Annotated in this window: 23 protein-coding genes and 2 pseudogenes; 12 read left to right on the plus strand and 13 right to left on the minus strand. The window is 68.5% G+C overall.

What is annotated here, in order from left to right; all coding sequences use genetic code 11:
* Positions 1–3 precede the first annotated feature (3 nt).
* Both efeO and efeU read right to left on the minus strand, forming a co-directional pair.
* Positions 4–1,206: an iron uptake system protein EfeO gene (gene efeO, locus N1027_RS13085; RefSeq protein ID WP_372499737.1), complete on the minus strand. Its 1,203-nt coding sequence runs from the start codon at positions 1,204–1,206 to the stop codon at positions 4–6.
* An 8-nt stretch (positions 1,207–1,214) separates the two neighbouring features.
* Positions 1,215–2,075 carry an iron uptake transporter permease EfeU gene (gene efeU / locus N1027_RS13090; RefSeq protein ID WP_259510373.1) on the minus strand — a complete coding sequence of 287 codons (861 nt, stop codon included), beginning with the start codon at positions 2,073–2,075 and terminating at the stop codon, positions 1,215–1,217.
* Between the two features lie 132 nt (positions 2,076–2,207).
* Between efeU and N1027_RS13095 the strand changes: the two are divergent.
* The 5 genes and pseudogenes from N1027_RS13095 to N1027_RS13115 all read left to right on the plus strand — a co-directional run.
* Positions 2,208–3,983: pseudogene (locus N1027_RS13095) on the plus strand (helicase HerA-like domain-containing protein); the annotation flags it as partial.
* 265 nt (positions 3,984–4,248) lie between these two features.
* Positions 4,249–4,572 carry a hypothetical protein gene (locus N1027_RS13100; protein WP_259508545.1) on the plus strand — a complete coding sequence of 108 codons (324 nt, stop codon included), beginning with the start codon at positions 4,249–4,251 and terminating at the stop codon, positions 4,570–4,572.
* 36 nt (positions 4,573–4,608) lie between these two features.
* Complete coding sequence (gene fdxA, locus N1027_RS13105; protein ID WP_259508547.1) at positions 4,609–4,932, plus strand: ferredoxin; 324 nt, start codon at positions 4,609–4,611, stop codon at positions 4,930–4,932.
* Between the two features lie 17 nt (positions 4,933–4,949).
* Entirely contained in the window at positions 4,950–6,065 is a 1,116-nt protein-coding gene (dapC, locus tag N1027_RS13110) for a succinyldiaminopimelate transaminase (RefSeq protein ID WP_259508548.1), read from the plus strand.
* Between the two features lie 221 nt (positions 6,066–6,286).
* On the plus strand, positions 6,287–7,606 hold the full coding sequence (locus tag N1027_RS13115; protein ID WP_259510383.1) for a citrate synthase: 1,320 nt from the start codon (positions 6,287–6,289) through the stop codon (positions 7,604–7,606).
* Positions 7,607–7,610: 4 nt separating this feature from the next.
* On the opposite strand, the gene N1027_RS13120 is transcribed toward N1027_RS13115, so the two are convergent.
* Together N1027_RS13120 and dapD are read right to left on the minus strand one after the other, a co-directional pair.
* A complete protein-coding gene (locus N1027_RS13120; RefSeq protein ID WP_259508550.1) occupies positions 7,611–9,158 on the minus strand; it encodes a phospholipase D-like domain-containing protein in 1,548 nt (515 codons plus the stop codon).
* A gap of 134 nt (positions 9,159–9,292) precedes the next feature.
* Positions 9,293–10,252 carry a 2,3,4,5-tetrahydropyridine-2,6-dicarboxylate N-succinyltransferase gene (gene dapD, locus N1027_RS13125; RefSeq protein ID WP_259508552.1) on the minus strand — a complete coding sequence of 320 codons (960 nt, stop codon included), beginning with the start codon at positions 10,250–10,252 and terminating at the stop codon, positions 9,293–9,295.
* 39 nt (positions 10,253–10,291) lie between these two features.
* On the opposite strand from dapD, the gene dapE reads away from it, so the two are divergent.
* The 3 genes from dapE to N1027_RS13140 all read left to right on the plus strand — a co-directional run bounded on the left by dapE (position 10,292) and on the right by N1027_RS13140 (position 12,972).
* Positions 10,292–11,437 (plus strand): succinyl-diaminopimelate desuccinylase, encoded by a 1,146-nt coding sequence (gene dapE / locus N1027_RS13130; protein ID WP_259508554.1) that lies wholly within the window; start codon positions 10,292–10,294, stop codon positions 11,435–11,437.
* An 8-nt stretch (positions 11,438–11,445) separates the two neighbouring features.
* Positions 11,446–12,693 carry a mannosyltransferase family protein gene (locus N1027_RS13135; protein WP_259508556.1) on the plus strand — a complete coding sequence of 416 codons (1,248 nt, stop codon included), beginning with the start codon at positions 11,446–11,448 and terminating at the stop codon, positions 12,691–12,693.
* Between the two features lie 105 nt (positions 12,694–12,798).
* A complete protein-coding gene (locus N1027_RS13140) occupies positions 12,799–12,972 on the plus strand; it encodes a DUF3117 domain-containing protein (RefSeq protein WP_022897336.1) in 174 nt (57 codons plus the stop codon).
* Between the two features lie 102 nt (positions 12,973–13,074).
* Here the strand turns inward: N1027_RS13140 and N1027_RS13145 are convergent, their stop codons facing one another.
* Positions 13,075–13,707, minus strand: coding sequence for an O-methyltransferase (locus N1027_RS13145; protein WP_259508558.1), 633 nt, complete (start codon positions 13,705–13,707; stop codon positions 13,075–13,077).
* Between the two features lie 95 nt (positions 13,708–13,802).
* Here N1027_RS13145 and N1027_RS13150 point away from each other — a divergent pair.
* A pseudogene (locus N1027_RS13150) lies at positions 13,803–14,069 on the plus strand (twin-arginine translocase TatA/TatE family subunit); the annotation flags it as partial.
* A 352-nt stretch (positions 14,070–14,421) separates the two neighbouring features.
* Here the strand turns inward: N1027_RS13150 and N1027_RS13155 are convergent.
* From N1027_RS13155 to N1027_RS13170, 4 genes are read right to left on the minus strand one after another with little or no spacing between them, the layout of a single operon-like run.
* On the minus strand, positions 14,422–15,399 hold the full coding sequence (locus N1027_RS13155; protein WP_259508560.1) for a hypothetical protein: 978 nt from the start codon (positions 15,397–15,399) through the stop codon (positions 14,422–14,424).
* Positions 15,396–16,568, minus strand: a complete 1,173-nt coding sequence (locus N1027_RS13160) for a P-loop NTPase (protein ID WP_259508562.1) — start codon at positions 16,566–16,568, stop codon at positions 15,396–15,398. The genes N1027_RS13155 and N1027_RS13160 overlap by 4 nt, the downstream gene beginning before the upstream one ends.
* Positions 16,565–17,107, minus strand: a complete 543-nt coding sequence (locus N1027_RS13165) for a DUF1003 domain-containing protein (protein ID WP_259508564.1) — start codon at positions 17,105–17,107, stop codon at positions 16,565–16,567. The genes N1027_RS13160 and N1027_RS13165 overlap by 4 nt, the downstream gene beginning before the upstream one ends.
* Positions 17,094–18,434 (minus strand): magnesium transporter MgtE N-terminal domain-containing protein, encoded by a 1,341-nt coding sequence (locus N1027_RS13170; RefSeq protein WP_259508567.1) that lies wholly within the window; start codon positions 18,432–18,434, stop codon positions 17,094–17,096. The genes N1027_RS13165 and N1027_RS13170 overlap by 14 nt, the downstream gene beginning before the upstream one ends.
* A gap of 127 nt (positions 18,435–18,561) precedes the next feature.
* On the opposite strand from N1027_RS13170, the gene N1027_RS13175 reads away from it, so the two are divergent.
* Positions 18,562–19,056, plus strand: a complete 495-nt coding sequence (locus tag N1027_RS13175) for a YflT domain-containing protein (RefSeq protein WP_259508569.1) — start codon at positions 18,562–18,564, stop codon at positions 19,054–19,056.
* A gap of 42 nt (positions 19,057–19,098) precedes the next feature.
* Here N1027_RS13175 and N1027_RS13180 read toward each other — a convergent pair whose 3' ends face one another.
* Positions 19,099–20,634: an aminopeptidase P family protein gene (locus N1027_RS13180; protein WP_259508571.1), complete on the minus strand. Its 1,536-nt coding sequence runs from the start codon at positions 20,632–20,634 to the stop codon at positions 19,099–19,101.
* Positions 20,635–20,718: 84 nt separating this feature from the next.
* Between N1027_RS13180 and N1027_RS13185 the strand changes: the two genes are divergently transcribed.
* Complete coding sequence (locus N1027_RS13185; RefSeq protein WP_259508573.1) at positions 20,719–21,588, plus strand: PHP domain-containing protein; 870 nt, start codon at positions 20,719–20,721, stop codon at positions 21,586–21,588.
* Between the two features lie 251 nt (positions 21,589–21,839).
* Here N1027_RS13185 and N1027_RS13190 read toward each other — a convergent pair whose 3' ends face one another.
* Positions 21,840–23,384 (minus strand): DEAD/DEAH box helicase, encoded by a 1,545-nt coding sequence (locus N1027_RS13190; RefSeq protein ID WP_259508575.1) that lies wholly within the window; start codon positions 23,382–23,384, stop codon positions 21,840–21,842.
* A gap of 213 nt (positions 23,385–23,597) precedes the next feature.
* Between N1027_RS13190 and N1027_RS13195 the strand changes: the two genes are divergently transcribed.
* A complete protein-coding gene (locus N1027_RS13195) occupies positions 23,598–24,314 on the plus strand; it encodes a ferritin-like fold-containing protein (RefSeq protein WP_259508577.1) in 717 nt (238 codons plus the stop codon).
* Between the two features lie 70 nt (positions 24,315–24,384).
* Here N1027_RS13195 and N1027_RS13200 read toward each other — a convergent pair whose 3' ends face one another.
* The gene (locus tag N1027_RS13200; protein WP_259508579.1) at positions 24,385–24,693 is read right to left on the minus strand and encodes a hypothetical protein; all 309 of its coding nucleotides are present in this window, start codon (positions 24,691–24,693) and stop codon (positions 24,385–24,387) included.
* Positions 24,694–24,703: 10 nt separating this feature from the next.
* Positions 24,704–24,928, minus strand: coding sequence for a DUF3107 domain-containing protein (locus N1027_RS13205; protein ID WP_259508580.1), 225 nt, complete (start codon positions 24,926–24,928; stop codon positions 24,704–24,706).
* Positions 24,929–24,977: the final 49 nt, after the last annotated feature.

The raw sequence follows: 24,977 nt of genomic DNA on the forward strand, positions 1-24,977 counted from the left end.
GTGTCAGCCGACGAGCGTCGCCGTGAGCTGGCTGAGCGGCTCGCTGAGGGCGTTGACGCCGTCGGCCAGCTGCTTCACCTGGTCGGTGCTGAGCTCGTTGTAGTAGGTGAAGCCGGTGTCGAGGCTGCCGTATTCGGCCAGGGTGTCCTGGAGCGAGGCGAAGCGCTCGTCGAGCGTCTTCACCAAGTCGGGATCTTTCGCCTCGACGATGTCGCGCACGCCCTCGTAGGCCACCTTGGCGCCCTCGAGGTTCGCCTGGAAGTCCCAGAGGTCGGTGTGCGACCAGATCTCCTCTTCGCCCGTGATCTTGCCGCTCGCGACCTCTTCGAGCAGGCCGATGGCGCCGTTGGAGATGGCATCGATGGTGACCGTGTAATCCGGCGCGTTCACCGCGTCGTAGAGCGCCTGGGTGTCGGCGGTGAGCTTGTCGGCATAGTCCTGGCGCTCGGCCGCGGTCAGTGGCACATACGTGACGCCGTTGTTGTCGGCGGCCGCCGGCGGGAACAGGTCTTTCTCGATGCGGTGCCATCCGGTCCACTCGTCGCCCTCGGCGACGTCGGCCTCACGGAAGTCGATCTTCGGATCGAGGTCGCCGAACGACTCTGCAACGGGCTCGATGCGCTCGTAGTTCGCGCGGGTGGTGGCGTAGAGGTCGCGGGCCGTGGCGTCGTCGCCGGCGAGGTAGGAGTCGAGGAAGGTCTGGGTGCCGGTGACGAGCTGGCCCACCTGGTCTTTCACGTAGGCGACGTAGTTGACGGCGGCCTGATCGACCTGGTCCTGCACGTCGCCGGCCAGCTGCACCTTGTCGCCCGTGACGGTGAACCCGGCGCGGCCGATGCCGTCGCCCACCATTCCGGGCTTGCACACCGTGAAGTAGTCGCCGGGCTGCGCCTGCACCACGAGATCGCGGGAGATGCCGGGGCCCACGTTCTCGACCTCGCCGATGATGCGCAATCCGTCCTCGGCCAGCAGGTAGAACTCCGTGACCTGGTCGCCGGAGTTCGTGACCGAGAAGGTGAGCGTGCCGCTCGTGGCCGTGGTGGCGCTGACCGCGCAGTCGTCGGCCGAGCTGTCGACGGTGATCGCGCCGGCGCCGTCGGCCGCCGACGTGTTGTTCGGCACGCATCCGGCGAGGGCGAGCAGGGTGATCGCGGCGCCGGCCGCGGCGAGCACCGGTCGGGTCTTCGGGAACTTCTGGTTCGTCACGCGAACTCCTAGCTGTGGGTGTGAACGACGGCGGGCGCGGGTGCCGGCGCTGTCGTCGTGGGCTTCTTGCCCCGCATCACCGCGCGGATGAACAGGGTCATGGTGGGAACGAAGTAGAGCAGCCAGACCGTGAGCTCGAGCCAGGTCGTGGCGGGGGAGAAGTTGACGGTGCCCTTCAGCAGGGTGCCGTACCAGCTGTCGGGCTGGATGACGGCGCTCACGTCGAAGGCGAGGTTGTTCAAGCCGGGCAGGATGCCGGCCTCCTGCAGGTCGTGCACGCCGTAGGAGAGCACGCCGGCGGCCACCAGGATGAGGAATCCGCCCGACCAGGCGAAGAAGCGTGCCAGGTTGATGCGCACGAGCCCCCGGTAGATGAGGTAGCCGAGCACGACGGCGGTGAGGATGCCGAGGGCCGCCCCGAGGAGAGGCAGGGTGGTCTCGCCGGTGGCCTGCACCGCTGCCCAGATGAACAGGGCGGTCTCGACCCCTTCTCGGCCGACCGCGAGGAAGGCGACGAGCACCAGCCCCCAGCCGGCGCCGATCAGCGCCTTGTCGATGTCGCTCTGCAGTGTTCCTTTGAGGTTCTGGGAGGTGCGGAGCATCCAGAACACCATCCAGGTGACGAAGCCGGTGGCGATGATCGAGAGCGAGCCGCCGAGCGCTTCCTGCGCCTCGAAGCTCAACCCGTAGGCCCCGAAGGTGAGCACGGCACCGACGCCGAGGGCCACCAGCACGGCGAGGCCCACTCCGATCCAGAGCCGGAACAGCACGTCTCGGCGGCCGAGCTTCTGCACATAGGCCACGAGGATGCCCACGACGAGCGCGGCCTCGAGGCCCTCACGCAGGCCGATCAGGTAGTTGGCGAGCACGAGCACCATTTCCGGGAAGGGGAGACTTACATCGGTAAGCCTAGCCTTACCAAAGTCCGAGCGTAATGACCCGGCCGATGATTGTCCAACCGGAACCATCGCGCCGGTGCCGGGTTCTCCTAGGCTGTGGTCATGACGGATGACGAGGTTCGTAAGGCCCAAGCCGACGCCGCGGCAGCGGTGGAGGCGGCCCGGCAGGCGCAGGCCCTGGCGGAGGCCGCGGTGAAGCGGGCCGAGGAGGCTGCCGCCGCATCCGCCGCATCCGTCGCATCCCGTCCGGCCCCGTCGGTATTGCCTCAACCTGCCCCCGACGGGCCCCTCGACGAGGCCTCGGTGGAGGTCATCCGCGCCGGCTACGCCTTCGACGGGCCGGCGCTCGAGATCGGCGCCCTCGTCAACGGCGAGGCGCTTCCGGGGGTGCAGGTGCGCATCCCGCTCGCCATGACCAACCGGCACGGCTTGGTGGCCGGAGCCACCGGCACCGGCAAGACGCGCACCCTGCAGACCCTGGCCGAACAGCTCGCGGCCGCCGGCGTGCCGGTGTTCGCGGCCGACATGAAGGGCGACCTCTCGGGCGTCGCCACGCCGGGCGACGGCACCGAGAAACTGCTGGCGCGCACCGCCGCGATCGGGCAGGACTGGAGCCCGAAAGCCAGCCGAACCGAATACTTCAGTCTCGGTGGCATCGGCAAGGGGGTGCCGATCCGTGCCACGCTGTCGGGCTTCGGCCCGCTGCTGCTCAGCAAGGTGCTCGGCCTCAACGACACCCAGGAGTCGAGCCTCGGGCTGGTGTTCCACTACGCCGAGCAGGCTGGGCTGCCGCTCCTCGACCTCAGCGACCTGCGTGCCGTGCTCACCTACCTCACGCGAGACGAGGGCAAGGAGGAGCTGAAGACGATGGGCGGGCTCTCGAACGCCACCGTCGGCGTCATCCTGCGTGAGCTCATCGCCTTCGCCGCCCAGGGAGCCGAGGCGTTCTTCGGCGAGCCCGAGATCGACACCTCGGTGTTCCTGCGCACCGCCGACGACGGCACCGGCATCATCAGCCTGCTGGAGCTGCCGCGGGTCGCCGACCGGCCGGCGCTGTTCTCGACCTTCCTGATGTGGCTGCTCGCCGACCTCTACAACGACCTGCCCGAGGTCGGCGACCTCGACAAGCCGAAGCTCGTGTTCTTCTTCGACGAGGCCCACCTGCTCTTCCGCGACGCCTCCAAGGACTTCGAGCAGTCGATCGTGCAGACCGTGCGCCTCATCCGGTCGAAGGGCGTGGGCATCTTCTTCGTCACCCAGACGCCGAAGGACGTGCCGGGCGACGTGCTCGCCCAACTCGGCTCGCGCGTGCAGCACGCGTTGCGCGCCTTCACGCCCGATGATGCGAAGGCGCTGCGGGCGACGGTGTCGACCTACCCGACCTCGGCCTACGACCTCGACCAGGTGCTGCAGAACCTCGGCACCGGCGAAGCCGTGGTGACCGTGATGAACGAGAAGGGGGCGCCGAGCCCGGTGGCGTGGACCCGGGTGCGGGCACCGCAGGGATCGATGGCGCCGACCCCGGATGCGCAGATCGACGCGGCCGTCGCCGCCTCGCCCCTGCTGCCGCTGTACGGAACCCCGATCGACCGCGAGTCGGCGCGCGAACTCCTCACGGAGAAGATGAACGCCGCCGCGGCGGCCGCTGCCGCCGGTGAAGCCGCGGAGGAGTACGCCAGGCAGCAGGCCGAGTTCGAGGCCCAGGTCGCCCGCGAGGCGAAGGCGCAGGCCGCGAAGGAAAGGCGCAGCGCACCCGCACCTCGCTCGGTCCCGCGCAGCCGCACCACCAAGCCGCAGCCGGACATCCTCACCGACGTGCTCGGCTCCAAGACCACCCAGACGATCCTGAGAGGTGTCATCGAAGGCGTCTTCGGAACCCGCGCCGACGGTAGCTGTCAGCCGCACGTCGTAGGCTGGATCGGTGGACAACGAGCCGCGCCGCTACGGCGCCGATCAGAGCGAACCGGCCTACGGCATCCGCACGACGGGCGCCGAGGGGCCGGCGGTGTCGTGGTCGTCCGTGCCCGCCGCCGACACGCCCGCCACAGCCGAGACGCCGGTCGGCACGTCGATGCTCACCCGGGTGCTCGGTTACCTGGTCGCGCTGGTGCTCGGCGCGCTGTTCGGGGTGCTCGGCACGATCGTGCACCAGATCAGTGTCAGCGTCTTCGGGCTGTTCGACCTGCCGATCGGTCTCATCATCGCCCTGCCCGCTGAGACGCTCCTGCTGGTGGGATTGCGGATGAGCTTCGCCTCGCGGCTCGCCTCGATCCTCGCCGGTATCGGCCTGGTGGGCATGGTGGCCCTGCTGGCACTCCCGAGCCCCGGTGGCTCCATCCTCATTCCCGGAAGCGTGGCCGGTGCGGAGAACGTGCTCGGCACCGTCTGGCTCATCGGATCGACGCTGGTCGCCGTGGTGGTGCTCGCCTGGCCTCGGCTGGGCGGAGCGCGCCCGGCGACGAAGTAGACTCGAATTCCGGTCATCGAAGGGATCTGAAGCACTGTGACCTATGTCATCGCCCTCCCGTGCGTGGACGTCAAAGACCGCGCGTGTATCGACGAATGCCCTGTCGACTGCATCTACGAAGGCGAACGCTCCCTCTACATCCATCCCGACGAGTGCGTCGACTGCGGTGCCTGCGAACCGGTGTGCCCGGTCGAGGCCATCTACTACGAAGACGACCTTCCCGAGGAATGGGCCGACTACTACAAGGCCAACGTCGAGTTCTTCGACGAGATCGGTTCGCCCGGCGGAGCAGCCAAGATCGGCGTGATCAAGCACGATCACCCGGTCATCGCCGTGCTCCCGCCCCAGGGCGAGCACTGAGCGTCGGGGCCTGAGCGGTGGCCCTCGGCGAACTGCCCGACTACCCGTGGGATCAGATGGCGCCCTACGCCGCTACGGCGAAGGCGCATCCGGGCGGCATCGTCGACCTCTCGATCGGCTCACCGGTCGACCCGACGCCGCCCGTGGTGCGCGACGCGCTGGCCGCGGCGACGGATGCGCACGCCTACCCGCAGACCGCCGGCACCCCGCGGCTGCGCGAGGCCGTCGTGGAGTGGTATGCCCGGCGGCGGGGTGTCACCGGGCTGACCGAGGCGAACGTTCTGCCCACCATCGGCTCCAAGGAGTTCGTGGCCTGGCTGCCGTTCATGCTCGGGCTCGGCGAGGGCGACGTGGTCGTGCATCCGCGGGCCGCCTACCCGACCTACGCAATGGGCGCGCAGATCGCCGGCGCCTCGTCGTTCGCGTCTGACGACCCGGCCGAATGGCCGTCGAACACCCGACTGGTCTGGACGAACAGCCCCGGCAACCCCGACGGATCGGTGCTCGACGTCTCGGCCTTGACCGCCGCCGTCGCGCGAGCTCGTTCGCTCGGAGCCGTGATCGCCGGCGACGAGTGCTACGCCGAGCTCGGCTGGGACGGGCGCTGGGCCTCCGAACCCGTGCCGAGCATCCTCGATCCTCGTGTGACCGGGGGCGACCTCACCGGCGTCATCGGCGCCTATTCGCTCAGCAAGCAGTCGAACCTGGCCGGCTATCGAGCAGCGTTCGCCGCGGGCGACGCCGCGCTCATCGCACGGCTCGTGACGGTGCGGAAGCACGCCGGCATGATTCCGCCGGCGCCCGTGCAGGCGGCGATGATCGCCGCGCTGGGCGACGACGCCCACGTGGCCGAACAGAAGTCGTTGTATCGAGCACGGCGCGCAGTACTGCGGCCGGCGCTCGAACGGGCGGGGCTGCGCATCGACGCGAGCGAGGCCGGTCTCTACCTGTGGGCCACCGAGGGGCGCGACGGCTGGGAGACCATTTCTGCCCTCGCAGCGCGGGGGATACTCGCGGGCCCTGGGCACTTCTACGGCGATCACTACCCGCTGCACGTGCGATTCTCGCTCACCGCCACGGATGAGCGGATCGCCGCCGCAGCCGCCCGTCTGGACGCTGCTGGGCTGCGTTAGGAGCATTCCTCCAACAACCCGGTGCGAGCGTGGTCGGATGCAACAGTTGGGTTCGGGTCACATTAGGCTGTATGCGGGTCAACGCGGTCCAGGTTCACAAAAGCCTCGCTGCGTCCCGCCACTGACACGCAGGCAGGATCACTCAGGGAGGCGCCGTGACGGACGTCGGTCAGAAATCAGACAGCACGATCGCCGGTACGGGTGACGCTGCCGAAACCCCGGTGGTCGAGGCTGCTCCGAGCGTCGAAGGGCAGACGGCTACGCTGACCTTCCCCGGCGGCTCTGCCGAGTTCCCGCTGCTGCAGAGCGTCGACGGAGCGTCGTCGATCGATCTGTCGACGCTCACCAAGAAGACCGGGCTCACCACCCTCGACTACGGCTTCGTGAACACCGCGGCCACGCGGTCGGAGATCACCTACATCGACGGTGATGCCGGCATCCTTCGGTACCGCGGCTATCCGATCGAGCAGGTCGCGCAGAACCTCACCTACCTCGAGGTCGCCTGGCTGCTCATCTACGGCGAGCTGCCGACGCCGTCGGAGTTGGCCGAGTTCGACGACAAGATCCGGCACCACACGCTGCTGCACGAAGATCTCAAGCGCTTCTTCGACGCGCTGCCGCACAACGCGCATCCGATGTCGGTGCTGTCGTCGGGTGTCTCGGCGCTGTCGACCTATTACCAGGATTCGCTGAACCCGCGCAATCCCGAAGACGTCGAGATCTCCACCATCCGTCTGCTCGCGAAACTGCCCGTCATGGCGGCCTACGCGCACAAGAAGAGCCTCGGGCAGGCGTTCCTCTACCCCGACAACTCGCTCTCTTTCGTCGACAACTTCTTGCGGCTGAACTTCGGCACGATGGCCGAGCCCTACGAGATCAACCCGGTGCTGTCCAAGGCGCTGGAGCGCCTGCTCATCCTGCACGAAGACCACGAGCAGAACGCGTCGACGTCGACCGTGCGGCTCGTCGGATCGACCGAGGCCAACATGTTCGCCTCCATCTCGGCGGGCATCAACGCGCTGTTCGGTCCGCTGCACGGTGGAGCGAACGAGGCGGTGCTCACGATGCTCGCGCAGATCCGCGATTCGGGCGAAGGCGTGGCGAAGTTCGTGGAGCGCGTGAAGAACAAGGAGGCGGGCATCCGTCTCATGGGCTTCGGCCACCGCGTCTACAAGAACTACGACCCGCGCGCGAAGCTCGTGAAGGAGAGCGCCGACGAGGTGCTGCTGGCTCTCGGGGTGCAAGATCCGCTGCTCGACATCGCGAAGGAGCTCGAGCAGGTCGCCCTGTCGGACGAGTACTTCATCTCCCGACGGCTCTACCCGAACGTCGACTTCTACACCGGTGTCATCTACAAGGCGATGGGCTTCCCGACGCGGATGTTCACGGTGCTGTTCGCGATCGGGCGCCTGCCCGGCTGGATCGCCCACTGGCGCGAGATGGCCATCGACCCGCAGACGAAGATCGGGCGCCCGCAGCAGCTCTACATGGGTGCCCCCGCGCGCGACCTCCCGCAGGCCTTCCAGGCCCCTCGCCCCTAGGGCATCAGCGCCAGGTCGCGTCGAGCGCCAGCGTCCGGTTGCGGCCGAAAGCGGGCGGCATCGCGATCGTCGAGCGGTTGCCTCCTGTCTCCCAGCGTGCGGGTGGGGCACTGCCCGCGGTGACTGCCAGCTTCCATTCGAACCACGTTCCGAGCGGCACGGCGACCGATGCGGAAGATCTCCACGTCGGATAGCTCGCGGTGTCGGTGAGCAGGACGGGCCCTCCCGCGGCACGGCCCCAGTCTCCGAGTTGAGGGAGGCTACCGAGCACGCGGGCGTCTTCGCCGAAGCTGGTGTAGGTCGCGTGCGCCGTGAAGGTCACTTCTTGACTCGGCCAGCCGGGAAGCGAGGTGAGACGGCCGACGACTGTGGGGTAGTCGGACTCACCGTCGTCTCGAACGCTTTGGTCGGCGTACTGCGAGAGGAGCTCCATCCATCGTGCGAGGAATCGATCACCAGTGGCGCAGGAGTCTGCTCGTTCCGAGTCGATGAACAGCACGCTCTCGACGTTCTTCGATGTCGCCGTGGCCGTGCCGAGTGCGGATGTCGACCAGTTGGCGGAGTCGGCGATGACGCGCGGACAGCTCGCCCCCAGCACGGCGGCTTTCGTGTGCATCGACGCGTAGGTACCCCGTGCGTTGCGGGCCTCGTAGACGTGCACTCCGGCTGTGCGCAGGCGGTCTTCGGTCGAGTCGTTCGTCTCTCCTGCCTCGCCATCGGACTGGTTCTTGTCGGTGATGACGTAGACGGGTACTCCGGCGGAGGCCTTGGCGGTGAGCGTCGCGAGCAAGGTGTCACCGCCCGGCGCGGTGAAATCGCGAAGAGAGAAGACCATGAGGAGGATGAGATTCGACTCGCTCCTCAACCATTCGAGCATCTTGGCGCTCGTTCGTTGACCGGACGCCTCCGGTGTGAAGAGCACATTGACCGGAGCCGCAGCGTCCCACGTGTTGGCGATCTTCCTGCTCTCGAGCACGGCGGAGTAGGCCGACGAGTATTTCGAGTAAAGCGCAGCGTCGCGGATTACCTGCAGGCCGTCGTCATTGAGTTGCCAACCCTCGGTGCTCGCGTTCTGCCCGCCGGTCAGGACGATCTTCGAGGCTGGGGTTTCGAAGAGCCGGGCTTTGAGGTGCATGAAACCGGAAGTCCGAATGCCCACGAGATTCGTGCTCACCTTGGTCGTCGAAGTCAGTTTTGCTTGATCGTCGACGACGGTGAACCCCCGTCCGGCGAGGTACTCATCCGTGTCGAGCCAGGGGTAGGCCGGGTCGAGCTGTCGATAATCGACCAGAAGCTGGACGTAGACGCCGGCGTCGCGAGCGTCGGCCAATCGTGCCGCGATCTGCCGATCCGTGACGCTCATCACCTCGTAGCGGATGCGGAAGGGATTAGCGGCGTCAGTGTAGCTGTGCGCATCTCGTCGACGTTCAGCGATGACCTCGTCGATCAACTGGAGTTCTACGTCGAGTGTGGGGTCGTCGTGGGTGAAGAGTGTCGTCAGCGGGGCATCGAGGTCGAATGCGCGCGGAGCGGTGGCACCTGCCTGGGTCACACCGGCGCCGCATAGGACCCCCACCAGGCCCACCACGGCGGAGGCCGATAGTGCAAGTCGACGTAGACGCATCACAATTCTCCCGATTCATATGAATATTACTCATATTAGTCGAAAGGAGGGATCTCACAAGGTCAGGCGTGGAGGGTGGGGTTGAGTGTGACACCGGCGCCCGAGCGGGAGACCGCCTCGACCGCACCCGAGAGGGAATTGCGGCGGAACAGCAGGTTGGGCACCCCGGAGAGAGCGACCGCCTTCACGATGCGGTTCTCCTCGTCGGCACCCGATCCGTCGATCAGCACCACCTTGGTGCCGGCCGTCACGTAGAGTCCGGCTTCCACCACCGAGTCGTCGCCGATCGAGATGCCGATGCCCGCGTTCGCGCCGAGCAGCGCCCGCCGCCCGATCGAGACGCGCTGCGTGCCGCCGCCGGAGAGGGTGCCCATGATCGAGGCGCCGCCGCCGATGTCGGAGCCGTCGCCCACCACGACGCCCTGCGAGATGCGCCCCTCCACCATCGAGGCGCCGAGCGTTCCGGCATTGAAGTTCACGAACCCCTCGTGCATCACGGTCGTTCCCGGAGCGAGGTGGGCGCCGAGGCGCACCCGCGAGGCATCCGCGATGCGCACCTTCGGCGGGGTGACGTAGTCGAGCATGCGCGGGAACTTGTCGACGCCGTAGGCCTGGATGCCTTCCCGCTGCAGCAGGGGGCGCAGGCGGTCGAAGTCGTCCGGATGCACGGGGCCGGCGTTGGTCCACACCACGATCGGCAGGTGGCCGAAGAGGCCGTCGAGGTTCACGGAGTTGGGGGCGACGAGCAGGTGAGAGAGGAGATGGAGCCGCAAGTAAGCATCCGGGGTCGACTGCGGAGCGGCCGCCAGCTCGATCTCGACGGTCGCGATGTCGAAGGTCACGTTGCGCCGCGCATCCGGGTTGGCGAAGGCGACGAGCTCCTCGGGGCGGCGCCGGTCGTCCGGCGCGTGGCCGAGGGCCGGGGCCGGGTACCACGTGTCGAGCGCCGTGCCGTCGCCGGCGATCGTGGTGAGGCCGTTGCCCCAAGCGTGCGTGGGCGCGGTCAGTACTTCATCAGGCATGTCTCAAGCGTATTGGGCGGTGAACCCTAAACTTGTGGAATGTCTGCTTTCGACCCCGCGCATCCGGTTCTCGATCTCACCGCGTCGTCGGTGGTGCTGACGCAGCAGATCTGCGACGTCGAGTCGGTGTCGGGCAACGAGGGGCTGCTGGCCGATGCCATCGTGGCCGCGCTGGCGGATGCCGCCCACCTCGAGATCTTCCGCGACGGCGACACCATCGTGGCGCGCACGAACCTCGGTCGCTCCCAGCGCGTGGCGATCGCCGGGCACATCGACACCGTGCCGTTGAACGCGAACCTTCCCACCCGCTACGAGACGATCGACGGCGTCGACTACCTCTGGGGGCGCGGCACGGCCGACATGAAGGCGGGCACGGCGGTGCAGTTGAAGCTCGCCGCCGAGCTCGTCGCGCCCACGGTCGACATCACGTGGATGTGGTACGACCACGAGGAGGTCTCGAACGAGCTGAACGGCCTGACGCGGCTCGCCGCCAACCGGCCCGACCTCTTCGCCGCCGACTTCGCCATCCTCGGTGAACCGAGCAACAGCCAGGTCGAAGGCGGCTGCAACGGCAACCTGCGCGCCGAGATCCGCGCTTACGGGCTGCGGGCGCACTCGGCCCGCAGCTGGGTGGGCGACAACGCCATCCACAAGGCCGCCAGCATTCTCGACACCCTCGCGAACTACCAGGCGCGCGAGGTGGAGGTCGACGGCCTGGTCTACCGCGAGGGCTTGAACGCGGTCGGCATCAGTGGAGGTGTGGCAGGGAACGTCATCCCCGACGAGGTGATGGTGCACGTGAACTACCGCTTCGGCCCCAGCCGCTCGGGCGAGGAGGCGATCGCGCACATCCACGAACTCTTCGCGGGCTTCGACATCCGGATCGTCGACCTCGCCGAAGGCGCCCGCCCGGGGCTCGACGCGCCGCTCGCGCAACGCTTCCTGGCTGCAGTGGGGGGCGTGGCCAAACCGAAGTACGGCTGGACCGACGTCGCCCGCTTCTCGGCCATGGGAGTCCCGGCCGTGAATTACGGCCCCGGTGACCCGCTGAAGGCGCACGCCGACGACGAGCGGGTGAGCATCCAGCAGATCATCGACTGCGAAGCGGGCCTGCGTGCCTGGCTGAGCGACGGCGTCGACTCCAGCGTCGACGCCGACCACCGCACCGACGCCGACACCCACTGAGTCCGGCCGTGTCGCAGCAGCTCGCCCGCGCATCCGATGCGCAGCCGTCGCGCCCGGTGCGTTCGCGCCCGTCGCGTCTGCTGCTGCGCTACCGGATGACGCCGTGGTGGTTGCGGGTGATCGTCGTGTTCGCGCTCTCCCGACTGGTGACCACGATCATCGTGCTGCTGTTCGCGCGGGCCCAGGGCGCGAATCCGTGGACCGGACCGAACCCGCCCTACCTCAGCTACGCGGCGATCTGGGACGGCAACTGGTACAAGATCATCTCCTTCTACGGCTACCCCGCGCAGCTCCCGATCACGGCCGACGGGCACGTGGGCGAGAGCGCGTGGGCGTTCATGCCGGTCTACCCCTTCCTCGTCGGCGGCCTGCGTTTCGTCACCGGTGCTCGGTGGGAACTGATCGCCGTCATCGTCGCCGTGGCCTGCGCCCTGGGCGCAGCACTGGTCTTCTACCGATTGATGCGTCACGTGCTGAACGACTCGAACGCCGCGCTGTTCAGCGTGGTGTTGTTCTGCGTCGCGCCGCTTTCGCCCCTGTTCCAGTTCGCCTACGCCGAGTCGATGTCGCTTCTCCTGCTCGTCTCCGCCCTCTACCTCGTGGTGCGGCGCCGCTACGGCTGGGTATTTCCGATCGTCGCTGTGATGGCGCTCACCCGGCCGTCGGGGCTGGCGTTCGCCCTCTTCGTGGGGCTGCACCTCGTTCACCGCTTCCTGGTGCGTCGCACCGATCCCTTCCCGACGCGCGAGCGGGTGGTCACCGTGGCGCTCGCCGTCTTCAGCGGAGTCATGGGGCTGGTCTGGCCGCTGGTCGCCTGGATCGGCACCGGCTCGATGAGCGCCTACACCGACACCGAGCTCGCCTGGCGCTCCTCGTACATCGGCTACGGCGAGCTCGTGCCGTTCACGGCCTGGTTCCAGGGCGGGAACTGGTGGCTGGGGGAGCCGTGGGGCATCCTCGTGGTCGCGCTGCTGATCGTCGCCTTCGGAGTCTTCTTGTTCCTCGGCCCCGTGAAGCGGCTCGGAGTCGACCTGCGGCTCTGGCTCGCGAGCTACGCGCTCTACCTCCTGGCCGTGTTCTTTCCGCAGTCGAGCACCTTCCGCCTGCTCATGCCGTTGTTCCCGGCGCTCGGCGCGCTCGCCCTGCCACGCTCGAAGATCTACCGCATCGGGCTCGTGCTGGTGTGCATCGCCGGTCAAGTGGGGTGGATGGCCATCGCCTGGGGGGTCGACGGTCGCGACTGGACACCACCGTGAACAGGGGCCGAACGTGCGGTTAAAGTGATATTCGACACCCGATGAGTTTCTTCACCCCTGGCGCATCGACGATAATGGACGTGGACACCACGAAAGGGGAGTTGAATGGCCGCCATGAAACCCAGGACCGGAGACGGACCGATGGAGGCAGTGAAAGAAGGACGCCTCATCATCGTGCGAGTGCCGCTGGAGGGCGGGGGGCGCCTCGTCGTCTCCGTCAACGACGCGGAGGCGAAAGAGCTTCACGACGCACTCGCAGGGGTGGTCAACCCCGCTTAGGCGAGTTTGCTCACGACGACCTCGGTGCCTGGCACCGGGGTCGTCGGCTTTAACGCGCGTTCATCGCGCCGGGCGCACGGCGTGTCTGGCCTGTGCCGCCGCTCAGGTGACGATCTTGGTGACCTGCAGCAGCCCGTCGCCGGCGGGGGAGAGCGCCACCAGCACGGCCTCGGATGCCGAGAGCTCGGTCACGAGAGTGCGGAAATCACCCACGGTGTCGCCGCGTTGCACCGGGTCGGCAACCTTGTCTTTCCAGAGCGCGTGCGGCACCAGCACGGTTCCGCCGCGGCGGACGAGCCGCAGAGCGTGCTCGACGTATTCGATGACGGAGGCGGCGTCAGCGTCGACCAGCACCAAGTCGTAGGAGTTCTCGTTCAGACGGGGGAGCACATCGCCGGCGCGACCGGTGATGAGACGGATGCGGTTCGCCGGCACTTTCGCTTCGAGCAGGGCCGCCCGGGCGACCTGCTGGTGTTCGAGCTCGATGTCGATGGAGGTGATGGTCGCATCCGGAGCACCTTTGAGCATCCAGAGCGCGGAGACGCCGAGCCCGGTACCGACCTCGACGATGGACTTCGCTGCCGTCGCCGCAGCGATCACGGCGAGCTGGCTCCCGATGGCGGGCGACACCGATTCGACCCCGACCTCGGACGCGTGCGAGCGCGCCGCGATGATCTGCGGGCTCTCGACGACGATGTCGTCGGCGTACTTCCAACTGGATTCTTTGCTTGACACGGTGGGCCTCCGTTGCCAGCTTAGGCAACCGCTCGCCCCGAGACGGGGAGCCACGCCCCACAGCCGGCTCACGGCGACAGCTGTATGATTTCAGAGTGTTCGGGTTGACCTTTGAGAAGCTGCTGCTGATCGGTGTGATCGCGGTCTTTTTGCTGGGCCCGGAACGTCTGCCGGGGTATGCGGCCAAGCTCGCGCAGCTGGTGCGCACCGTTCGCGACATGGCGAACGGCGCGAAAGACCGGATGCGCGACGAGATGGGCCCCGATTTCGACGACGTCGACTGGAAGAAGCTCGATCCGCGTCAATACGACCCGCGACGCATCATCCGTGAGGCGCTGCTCGACGAGGAGCCGACGACGCCGACCGTTCGTCCGGTGCCGCGTGAGCCGGGAACCGGGCGTCCGGAACCGGCGTATCTGCAGCACAAGGCGAAATCGGCCGGAGGGCCGGTGCCGGTCGTCGGTGCGGGGGCCGCAGGCACTGCGGCTGGTGCCGGCGCTGCGGCTGCGGCTACGGCCGGATCGGCGGCTGCGGCCACTGCCGAGGGAGCCGAGACCCCGGTGCAGGTTGAAGCCGCGGGTGGGCCCACCGATGCCGCCACGGTCTACGATTCCGAAGCCACCTGAGTCGTTCGGCGCGGAGTTCTCCACGTGTGGGCGCAACCGACGCCGCAGAGGGTCACGGTGGCGGCGACGTTTGGAGAAGTCCGGGCGATCAGCCTGCGGGAGCAGGGGCGAACCCGCAGTGCGCCGCGATGAAGTCGTAGAGGGCGAGCCTCAGGGCGTCACTCGAGGGCACGGACACCGTGCCCGAGGGGCCGCCTGCCACGTCGAGCACCACCGGCAGGAAGGTTCCGCGCTTGTCTTCGGCGATCGCGTGCGGGTCGCAGCGGGCCGGCACCGCGTCGAGCGTGAACTCGCGCGGCGCATCACCGCCCGTCACGGTGGCGTCGAGCGGCCAGGTGGTGCCCTCGGCGGGCGCGAGCAGGATCGTGAATCGGGCCTCGTCGAGGTGGAGCTCGCCCTTTCCGTCGGCCGGATCGACCTGCAGCCTCAGGTGCGCGACCGAGGCATCGCCCGCTCCGGTCACCTCGAGAGTGTCGTCCAAGGTCAGCGCGGCCACGCCAGCCACGGCCTCGTCGAGGCAGTCCTCCCCGGCGATCCGCGGGAGCACGCCGAACGGATCGGAGGGCTGCCCGGTCACCACGCGGGTGGTACCGGATGCGTCGGCGATCGTGAGCGTGAGGGTCGGCTCCGTCGCATCCGGAGTCGGGCACACCGCTGCCGGGAGTTGCACGGGCAGATAGCGCGTCAGCCCGGCCGGCACCTCTGTCGATGCCGCCTTCGACCACGCCACCGGCTCGGCGAATTGCGGGGACTCGAACCGGGCGCCCAGAACCGCCAGCGGCCCTGCACCCTCGTTCGTGACTGAGAGCTGCATCACCCGCTTGGCGTAGTCGGGCCGATTCTGCAGGATGGCCAGCCCGACCCCGTCGACGACGGTCGGAGGCGCCGGTGTCGACGCCCCGGTCGACGCGCTCGTGGTGCGGGTCGGTTGTGGCGAGGCGGTGGGACCGCCCGACCCGGCGCATCCGGAGACCGCCGACGACGCGGCGAGCAGGATGCCGGCGAGCACGCCCGACCCCGCCCGCCGAGTGCGGGTGAACGGCCGGGCGGCGCGCGGCGCGGTCATACCGGTGAGAGCCCCAGCTTGCGGCCGGACAGGTCGCGCCCGCGGCGAGCCATCCGGTCGGCGACCGCACGGATGGCGACGCTCGCCGGATCGGCCGGATCGGCGAGCACCACCGGTGTTCCGGCGTCGCCGCCCGTGCGCAGTCCGATGCTGATCGGCACCGAGGCCAGCAAAGGAACCTCGGAGCCCTGCCGCGCGGTCAGACGGGTGGCGACATCCGCTCCGCCGCCCGCGCCGAAGAGGTCGACGACGCTGCCGTCGGGCGTGGCGAATCCGGCCATGTTTTCGATGACACCGTAGACGTGCTGCCCGGTCTGCATGGCGACGAGACCGGAGCGCTCCGCGACGTCGGCCGCCGCTGCCTGCGGAGTGGTGAGCACGATCACCTCGGCGTTCGGGAGGAGCTGGCCGATCGAGATCGCGATGTCTCCGGTGCCGGGCGGGAGATCGAGCAGCAGCACGTCGAGGTCGCCGAAGTAGACGTCGGTGAGGAACTGGTTGATGGTGCGGTGGAGCATGGGTCCGCGCCAGGCGACCGCGCCGCCGGTGGAGGAGGCCTGATCGGGATCGATGAACATGCCGATCGAGATCACCTTCACCCCGTAGGCGACGGGCGGGAGGATCATGTCGTCGACCCGGGTGGGTCGCGCGGCCACGCCCGCATCGTCGACGAGGCCCAGGATGCCCGGGATCGAGAATCCGTAGACGTCCGCGTCGATGAGCCCCACCGAGAGACCGCGCTCAGCTAGGGCGACCGCCAGGTTCGCCGTGAGCGTGGACTTGCCGACACCGCCTTTGCCGCTCGTCACCGCGTAGACGCGGGTGAGTGAGCCGGGGCCGAAGGGCATGGCGCGCTGGCCGGGCCCGCGGAGTTTGAGGGTGAGCGCCGCCCGCTCGGCCTTCGACATGATCGAGACGTCGACCTGCACGGCTTCGACGCCGGGCACCGAGCCGGCGGCCTCTCGAACGTCGCGTTCGATCGTGTCGGCCGCCGGGCATCCGACGATCGTCAGTTTCAACTGGACGGTCGCGTGACCGGTCTCGCCGACCTCGACGGCACCGACCATGTCGAGCTCCGTGATGGGTTTGCGGATCTCCGGATCGATCACCCGGCCGAGAGCGCCACGCACGGCCTGCTCGAGAGCGCCGGCGCCTGCGGCCACGGTCACTCGCCCGTCTTGCCGGAGGCACCCGTGGCCGGCCGGTCGCGGTCGAGCTCTTCGAGCAGCGAGCGCAGTTCGGCCCGGATGAACTCCTTGCTCGCCATGTCTTGCAGTGCGAGGCGCAGCGCCACGACCTCGCGAGCAAGGTATTCGGTGTCGGCCAGGTTGCGCTCTGAACGCTGCCGGTCCTGCTCGAATTGCACGCGATCGCGGTCGTCCTGCCGGTTCTGGGCGAGCAGGATGAGCGGGGCGGCGTACGACGCCTGGAGCGAAAGGATGAGGGTCAGTGCCGTGAATCCGATAGCTGCCGAGTCGAAACGCAGGTTCTCGGGCCCGAGGGTGTTGAACAGCATCCAGAGGATGACGAACAGGCTGAGGCCGAAGAGGAACCAGGGTGTGCCCATTGCGCGGGCGATGGCCTCGGTGAGGCGGCCGAAGCGGTCGCGATTGGGAGCAGCGACCGGACGACGGCGGGGGAGCACGCCGCTACGCCGCCCTTTCGGGGCATCGAGGGTGTTGTCCTGCTTGGTGCTACGACGTGCCATTGCTGGTCCTCCTTCCGCGGTTCACTAGTCGCGGCGCTCCGGGCTGCGCTCGCGTCGGCGTGCGATTCGGCACCCGTTCGGGGGCGTCGTCATCGCTGTCGTTACTTCGCCAGTCGTCAGGCAAGAGGTAGTCGAGGACATCGTCAATGGTCACCACCCCGACCAGTCGGTGGTTGTCATCGACAACCGGCACGGACACCAGGTTGTAGCTGGCGAGGATGCGGGACACGACGGCCGCGCTGGTGTCGGCGGTCACCGGCTCGAGACCCTGATCGAGGATCGTGCCGAGGCGCTCGTGCGGCGGGTAACGCAGCATCCGCTGGAAGTGGACCATGCCGAGGAATCGCCCGGTCGGCGGCTCGTACGGGGGAAGGGTGACGCAGATGGCGGCACCCAGGGCCGGGGCGAGCTCGTGCCGACGGATCAGGGCCAGACCCTCGGCGACCGTGGCATCGGCGCTGACGATGATGGGCTCGGTGGTCATCAGACCGCCCGCGGTGTCGGGGGCGTAGGCGAGGAGCATGCGCACGTCGTCGGCCTCTTCGGGCTGCATGAGCTCGAGGAGATGCTCGCCGCGCTCTTCGGAGAGCTGGGCGATGAGGTCGGCCGCGTCATCCGGCTGCATCTGGTCGAGCACGTCGGCGGCACGGTCGTCGTCGAGCTGGGAGAGGATCTCGACCTGCTCGCTCTCCGGCATCTCTTCGAGCACGTCGGCGAGCCGGTCGTCGGGCAGCTCTTCGGCCACTTCGAGCATGCGCGCCTGCGGAAGGTCGAGGAGGGTGTTCGCGAGGTCGGCCGGCTTCAGGTCGCTGTAGGTCGCGATCAGCTGCTCGGCCGATTGGGCCTGCCCGACCGCGGTCTTCTCGCGCACGTCGTTCCAGTGCGCGAACACCGTCGCACCCTTGGCGAAGGGGGAGGAGCTCGTCTTGGGCCGGCGCACGAAGAGCTGGGCGACCGCCCACTCGCCAGGACCGAACTCCTCGATCGCCACGTCTTCGATGGTCGCCTGCCCGGTGCCGTCGGAGAACACCACGGTGCGACCGAGCAGTTCGGCGATGACACGTACCTCGCCGCCGCGCTGCTCGAAGCGGCGCACGTTGATGAGGCCCGTCGTGATGATCTGGCCGCTCGAGATGCTCGTGACGCGCCCGATCGACACGAACACGCGACGGCGGCCCGGAATCTCGACGATCAAGCCGACCACGCGGGGCGGGTCGCTCTTACGGTAGACCACGAGCACGTCGCGCACCTTGCCGAGTCGGTCGCCCGCGGGGTCGAAAACGGTGCACCCCGCCAATCGGGCGACAAAGACTCTGGTGGCACTCACATGACTAACTTAGACCTTCGAACCGTGTGCTTCCGGGGCGGGCGGGGCGCGTCGGGCGGTATGCCCCGCATCCGCAGCTCACCCTCATTCGCACCCGGCATGGATATGCCCGTGGAAGAATGAGCCGGTGACCGATCGACCGCCCTTCGCCCGCCGCGGGATGCCGCGTGAGCCCGTGATGCCGCGCGGAGACGCGGTGGCGACCTTCGAGAGCTACCAGGAGGCCCAGGCTGCGGTCGACCGGCTCGTGCACGCCGAGTTCCCGCTCAAGGAGGTCTCGATCGTCGGCAGTGACCTGAAGAGCGTGGAGCGGGTGACCGGCAAGCTGAGCTACGGGCGGGCAGCCCTTGCCGGCGCGCTGTCGGGTCTGTGGGTCGGGTTGTTCTTCGGGCTTCTGCTCGTGCTGCTCTCGCCGACCGGATCGCCCTTGTTCATCGGCGCCGCGGCCCTCATCGGTGCGGGCTTCGGTCTGTTCTTCAACATCGCCGTGTACAGCATCGGGCGGCGTCGCCGGGACTTCACCTCGGTGATGCAGGTGATGGCCAGCTCGTATTCGGTGATCGTCTCGCCCGAGTTCGCGAACCGCGCCCGCAACGTGCTCGAGGGCCCGCGCGCCCCGTAGCACCGTAGCCCAGTAGTACCGTAGAGGCCGCGAGCCCCGGCCTCAGTCTCCGGGATTCAGCCGCGCGAACCACGCCTCGACGTCGTCGGCGCTGCGCGGGATCGCGATCGACAGGTTCTCGGCACCGTCGGCCGTCACCAGGATGTCGTCTTCGATGCGCACGCCGATGCCGCGCATCTCTTCGGGCACCGTCAGGTCATCGGGCTGGAAGTAGAGGCCTGGCTCGATCGTGAACACCATGCCCGGCTCGAGAATGCCGTCGAGGTACATCTCGCGCCGTGCTTTCGCGCAGTCGTGCACGTCGATGCCGAGGTGGTGGCTCGTGCCGTGCACCATGTAGCGGCGGTGCTGCTGGTTGTCGGCCTCGAGCGCCTCTTCGGCGGTGACGGGCAACAGCCCCCACTCGGCGGTGCGCTCTGCGATCACGGCCATCGCCGTCTGGTGGATCTCGCGGAACCGGATGCCCGGCCGCACGATCGCGAACGCCGCGTCGGCTGCCTCGCGCACTGCCTCGTAGATCTTCCGCTGCACCTCGGTGTAACGACCGGTGACCGGGATCGTGCGGGTGATGTCGGCCGTGTAATAGCTGTCCAGCTCGATACCGGCATCCATCAGGATCAGGTCGCCGGGCACCACCGGGCCGTCATTGCGCGTCCAGTGCAGGATGCACGCGTGCGGACCGGAGGCAGCGATGGTGTCGTAACCGACCGTGTTGCCATCGAGTCGCGCGCGGGTGTTGAACACGCCCTCGACGAGGCGCTCGCCGCGCTCGTGCTGCGAACTACGCCGGAAATCGGCGATCACATCGTCGAAGCCCCGAGCGGTCGCGTCGACGGCGAGCCGCATCTGCTCGATCTCGTAAGCGTCTTTCACCAGTCGCATCTCGGAGAGGAACTGATGGAACTCCCCGTCGCCCTCCTCGCCTGCACCCACGGGCAGGTCGCCGGCCGCCTCGCGCACCACCACGGTGGACTCGTCGAAGTCGATCGTGCCGAACTCGGCGATACCCCGCGTGGCCAGCGCCAGGTCGCTCGCCACCTGGGCGAGCGACGGTCGAGGACCGATCCAGAATTCGCCGATCTCCGGGTTCGCGTAGAACTCGTCGGAGTCGCGCCCGGCGCGCTCGCGGAAGTAGAGCGTGAACTCGTGCCCCGCATCCGTCGGCTCGCCGACGAGGAAGGAGCCGGGCTCGGAATCGGAACCCCAGCCGGTGAGATAGGAGAAGGTCGAGTGCGCCCGGTAGGGGTAGTCGGTGTCGTTCGACCGCTGCTTCGCTGCGCCGGCGGGAACGATGAGCCGCTTGCCGGGGAACGCCTCGGAGACTCGGCGCCGGCGATCGGCCGCGAACGGAGCCTGGGCGCGGGCGGGCGGAAGCACATCGGCACGCTCGGCCCAGTTGCTGCCGATGTAGTCACGGAACGCCTCGGATGCCGGGGTGGTCGACCGGTTGCTCGTGGCACGCGGCGTCGGAGCCTCGGTCGCCTGGTGCGCCGCAGGGGTGTGCCCGGGGGCCTGCTCGGGCGTGGTCTGCTCGGGCGTTGTCTGCGCGGCTGTGCTTGATTCGGTCGTCTCTGCCATGCATCCATTGTTCCACTCGATTCGGGGAGCATCACGGGAAGGCGCGTGTCTGTGGAGAACTCGACGACTGGCTACGATTGTGGAATGTCTGCTGATCGGCTGTTCCGGGGCCCGATCGATCTGCACACCCACAGCCGAGTCTCCGACGGCACCGAATCGCCCGCACAACTCATTCGTGCGGCCTCCGCAGCCGGGCTCGGAACCGTCGCCCTGACCGACCACGACTCCACCGCCGGCTGGGCCGAGGCATCCACCGCCGCCGTCGGAAACGGCATCACGCTCATCCCCGGCATGGAACTGAGCACGCGGGTGGAGTGGTCGAGCGTGCACATGCTCGCCTATCTCTTCGACCCGAACAACGCGAAGTTGGTGGCCGAGACCGCACGCATCCGTGAGGCCCGCCTGCATCGAGCCGAGGAGATGGTGGCGCGGATCGGTCGCGACTACGACCTCGACTGGGACGACGTGGTCGCCCAGACCGATCCGGGCTCCACCGTCGGCCGCCCGCACATCGCCGACGCCCTCGTCGCGCGCGGACTGGTCGCCACTCGCAGCGAAGCGTTCGAAGGCATCCTGCATTGGCGCGCCGGGTACTACCAGCCGCACTACGCGCCCGATCCGCTTGCCGCGATCGAACTGGTCGTGGCGGCGGGCGGGGTGCCCGTGATGGCGCATCCGGCGACCCGCAGTCGAACCGACGTGGCGTTGGAGAATCGGATGCGCAGCTACGCCGACGCGGGCCTGTTCGGCCTCGAGATCGACCACCGCGAGAACACGCCGGAGGGCAAGGTGCGACTCCGCGCGCTGGCGGCGAAGTACGGTCTCGCCCTCACCGGATCGAGCGACTACCACGGAGCGGGCAAGCCCAACCGTTTGGGTGAGAACACCACGCCGCCCGAGGTCGTCGACGCGCTGATCGCGCGCGCGACGGGCACCACGCCCGTCTACGCGTAGCCACTCGCCTGAAGCGCGCGACACGAGATCGCAGGCCGCGGGCCGCGCTCGACGACCCAGGGTGAGCGCGAGGCCGCGACAGCGACCTCACGCGAACATGTCGCCTCGCGCCGCAGCAGCGGCGGCGCGAGCAAGAAGCGACGCGCGACCGCAGGCCGCGCATCGCGGGAAAGCGGCGGGGCGGCACCCAAAGGGCGGGCTCTAGACAGGGCCGCGCATCGCGGGAAGTGGCGAAGCGGTACCCGCCCCCACTACTCCGCGCGAGGCGCGCGACGACGCGTGCGGCTGCGGCGACGGGGGGCGCTGTTGCCGTCGTGGTGCTCGGAGCCCGCGCCCGTGGAGGTCGACTCGGTTGAGGCGGCGCCACCGGTGGTGACCACGGCGGTGTCGGTGCCGGATGCGTTCTCCGCGCCATCCGTCGACCCGCCGGAACGGGTGCGGCTCCGGCTGCGGCTGCGTGCGGGACGACCGTCGGCCGAACCTTCACTCGAACCCGAGCCGCCACGGGACCCGCCCTGGCTGCCGGAGCGCGAACCGCCCCGACCGCCGCGGTCGCGATCGCCCGAACCGGAGCGATCGCCCGATCCGGTGGCCGAATCCGCCGAACGCGAGGTGGGCTTGAGTCGCCCGCGGGTGCCCTCGGGGATGTCGAGGTCGGAGAAGAGGTGCGGCGACGAGGAGTACGTCTCCACCGGCTCGGGCTGCCCGAACTCGAGGGCGCGGTTGATGAGTGCCCACTTGTGCAGGTCGTCCCAGTCGACGAAGGTGACGGCGATGCCGGTCTTGCCGGCGCGGCCCGTGCGACCCGCGCGGTGCAGGTAGGTCTTGTCGTCGTCGGGGATGGTGTGGTTGATCACGTGGGTGATGTCGTCGACGTCGATGCCGCGGGCTGCGACATCCGTGGCGATCAGGATGTCTTTCTTGCCCGCCTTGAACGCGGCCATGGCGCGCTCGCGCTGCTCCTGGTTGAGGTCGCCGTGCACGGCGGCGGCGTTGAAGCCCCGGTCGTTGAGCTCTTCGACGAGCTTCGCGGCTGCCCGCTTCGTGCGGGTGAAGACCACGGTCTTGCCGCGGCCCTCGGCCTGCAGGATGCGGGCGATGACCTCGTCTTTGTCCATGTTGTGCGCACGGTAGATGAGGTGCTTGATGTTGGCCTGCGTGAGACCCTCGTCGGGGTCGGTGGCGCGGATGTGGATGGGCCGGTTCATGAAGCGGCGCGCGAGGGCCACGATCGGGCCGGGCATGGTGGCCGAGAAGAGCATGGTGTGGCGGGTGGCCGGAGTCTGGGCGAAGAGCTTCTCGATGTCGGCGAGGAAGCCGAGGTCGAGCATCTTGTCGGCCTCGTCGAGCACCATCTCGCTCACGGCGCCGAGGTTCAGCAGACGCTGGCCGGCGAGGTCGAGGAGGCGGCCCGGGGTGCCGACGACGATCTGCGCGCCGGCCTTGATCTGCTCGATCTGACCTTCGTAGGCCTTTCCGCCGTAGATCGACACGATCTTGGTCTTGCGGTTCTGGGCCGCGAAGTCGAGGTCTTCGGTGACCTGCACGCAGAGCTCGCGGGTGGGCACGACGACGAGTGCCTTGACACCCGGCGACGGGTCGAGCCCGAGCCGCTGGATCAGGGGGAGCCCGAACCCGAAGGTCTTGCCGGTGCCCGTCTTGGCCTGGCCGATGATGTCTTGCCCGTCGAGCGCGAGCGGGATGGTCTGCTCCTGAATGGGGAACGGCTCGAGGATGCCCTTGGAAGCGAGGGCGTCGACCATGTCCTGGTCGATGTTGAGATCACTGAAAGTCACTATGGATACCTGTCGTGGATGCGAGGCCGCCGGTGGTGAGAACGGTGCTGCGCGAGATGTGCGCGGCGACAACCGACGATGGCGTCGGGCGGCGGCGATTGCCCCGAGTTTCGTCAGGGCCCGGCACGAGTTTAGTCGACTGGCGGGCCGGCGCGGCGAAACGGCTCGCGGCGCGCGAAAAGCGGCCGGGTGGGCCCCGATAGGATTGGCGTCGTGTTCGGATTCCTCCGCCGCCCGAAGGTGCGCATCGACATCCCGCGGCTGAAGCCTCGGGTCGACACGTCGACCTATCCGAAGGTGAATCTGGCCGAACTGACGCCCGAGGTACTGCCCTATCTGGGCCAGGCCGCCTACGTGCAGCTCGCCGTGTTCGAGGAGGTCTCGGATGCGATCGCCGCGGCCCCCACGGTGGCGGCCAAGCAGGTGCTCTCCCCGGCCGCGAGCCAGGCGCTCGACAAGCACGAGCGGCTGGTCGCCGAGATCCGCCGACGGGTCGACACCCCGGCCGACGTGATGGCCCCGTTCACCGTGGGGATCGACCGCTACCGCGCCCTCGTGAAGGGCACCGACTGGTACGAGCAGCTCGCGAGCGTCTACTTGACGGCGGGCATCCTCGACGACTTCTTCACTCTCTTGGCGGCGGGTCTGCCGGGCGACATCGGCCCGCGATGCGTCGCGATCCTCGATGCGGAGACCGGTCGCCGGGCGATCGTCGACGTGCTGTCGGAAGCCATCACCGCCGACCCGGTGCTGGGATCACGACTCGCGATGTGGGGGCGCCGGGTGGTGGGCGACACCTTGCTCGTGGCGCGATCCGCGATTCACCTCACCGGCAACCCCGAGTCGGACGAGCAGCGCATCGAGCCCGTGTTCACGGAGATGATCGCCGCCCACACGCGCCGGATGGACAAGCTGGGCCTGACGGCCTGACGGCCTGAGCCCTGGTGCCCGACGGGTGAGCCCCTTTTGCTGGCGGTCCGGTCGCCCGGCGTTCGGTGGTCTAACCGCCGACGGGGATGTGCCGCGAGAGCAGGGCTTCGAGCCGGCGCTGGTCGTGCTGCTTGCGCCCCCGGCCGATGGCCAGATCGGCCACGACGACGACGGCGGCGGTGACGACCAGGGTGACCGCCCAGATCCACCCGCCGTCCCACGGCCAGCCGAGCCAGGTGAGTGCGACCCAGACGACCGCCGAGACGGCGGCGCCGATGGCGGGGATGAGCACGACGCCGTGACGATCGCGGTTCGGCAGCAGGTAACGGGCGCCGAGGCCGAGGATCACTCCGCCGAGGGTGATGAACAGCAGTTCCATACTGGGGACGTTAGCCGACGAAGCCGACGCGGCGCGACTCTTCGCTGCCGATCTCGACGTAGGAGAGCGAGGCGACGGGCACGAGGTAGAGCTTGCCCTTGTTGTCGGTGAGCGAGACGTGCGTTCCGCCGTCGGTCAGTGCGGCCGCGATGGCCTTCTCGATCTCAGCCGGAGTCTGGCTCGACTCGAAGTTGAGTTCACGGGGCGAGTTAGCGATACCGATTCGGATGTCCATCTGGTGTGCCTTTCACGTCACGTGATCGGATTGACGACCACCTGCCCAG

Origin of the sequence: Herbiconiux aconitum (assembly GCF_024979235.1) — a bacterium.
GTDB classification, from domain to species: Bacteria; Actinomycetota; Actinomycetes; order Actinomycetales; family Microbacteriaceae; genus Herbiconiux; species Herbiconiux aconitum.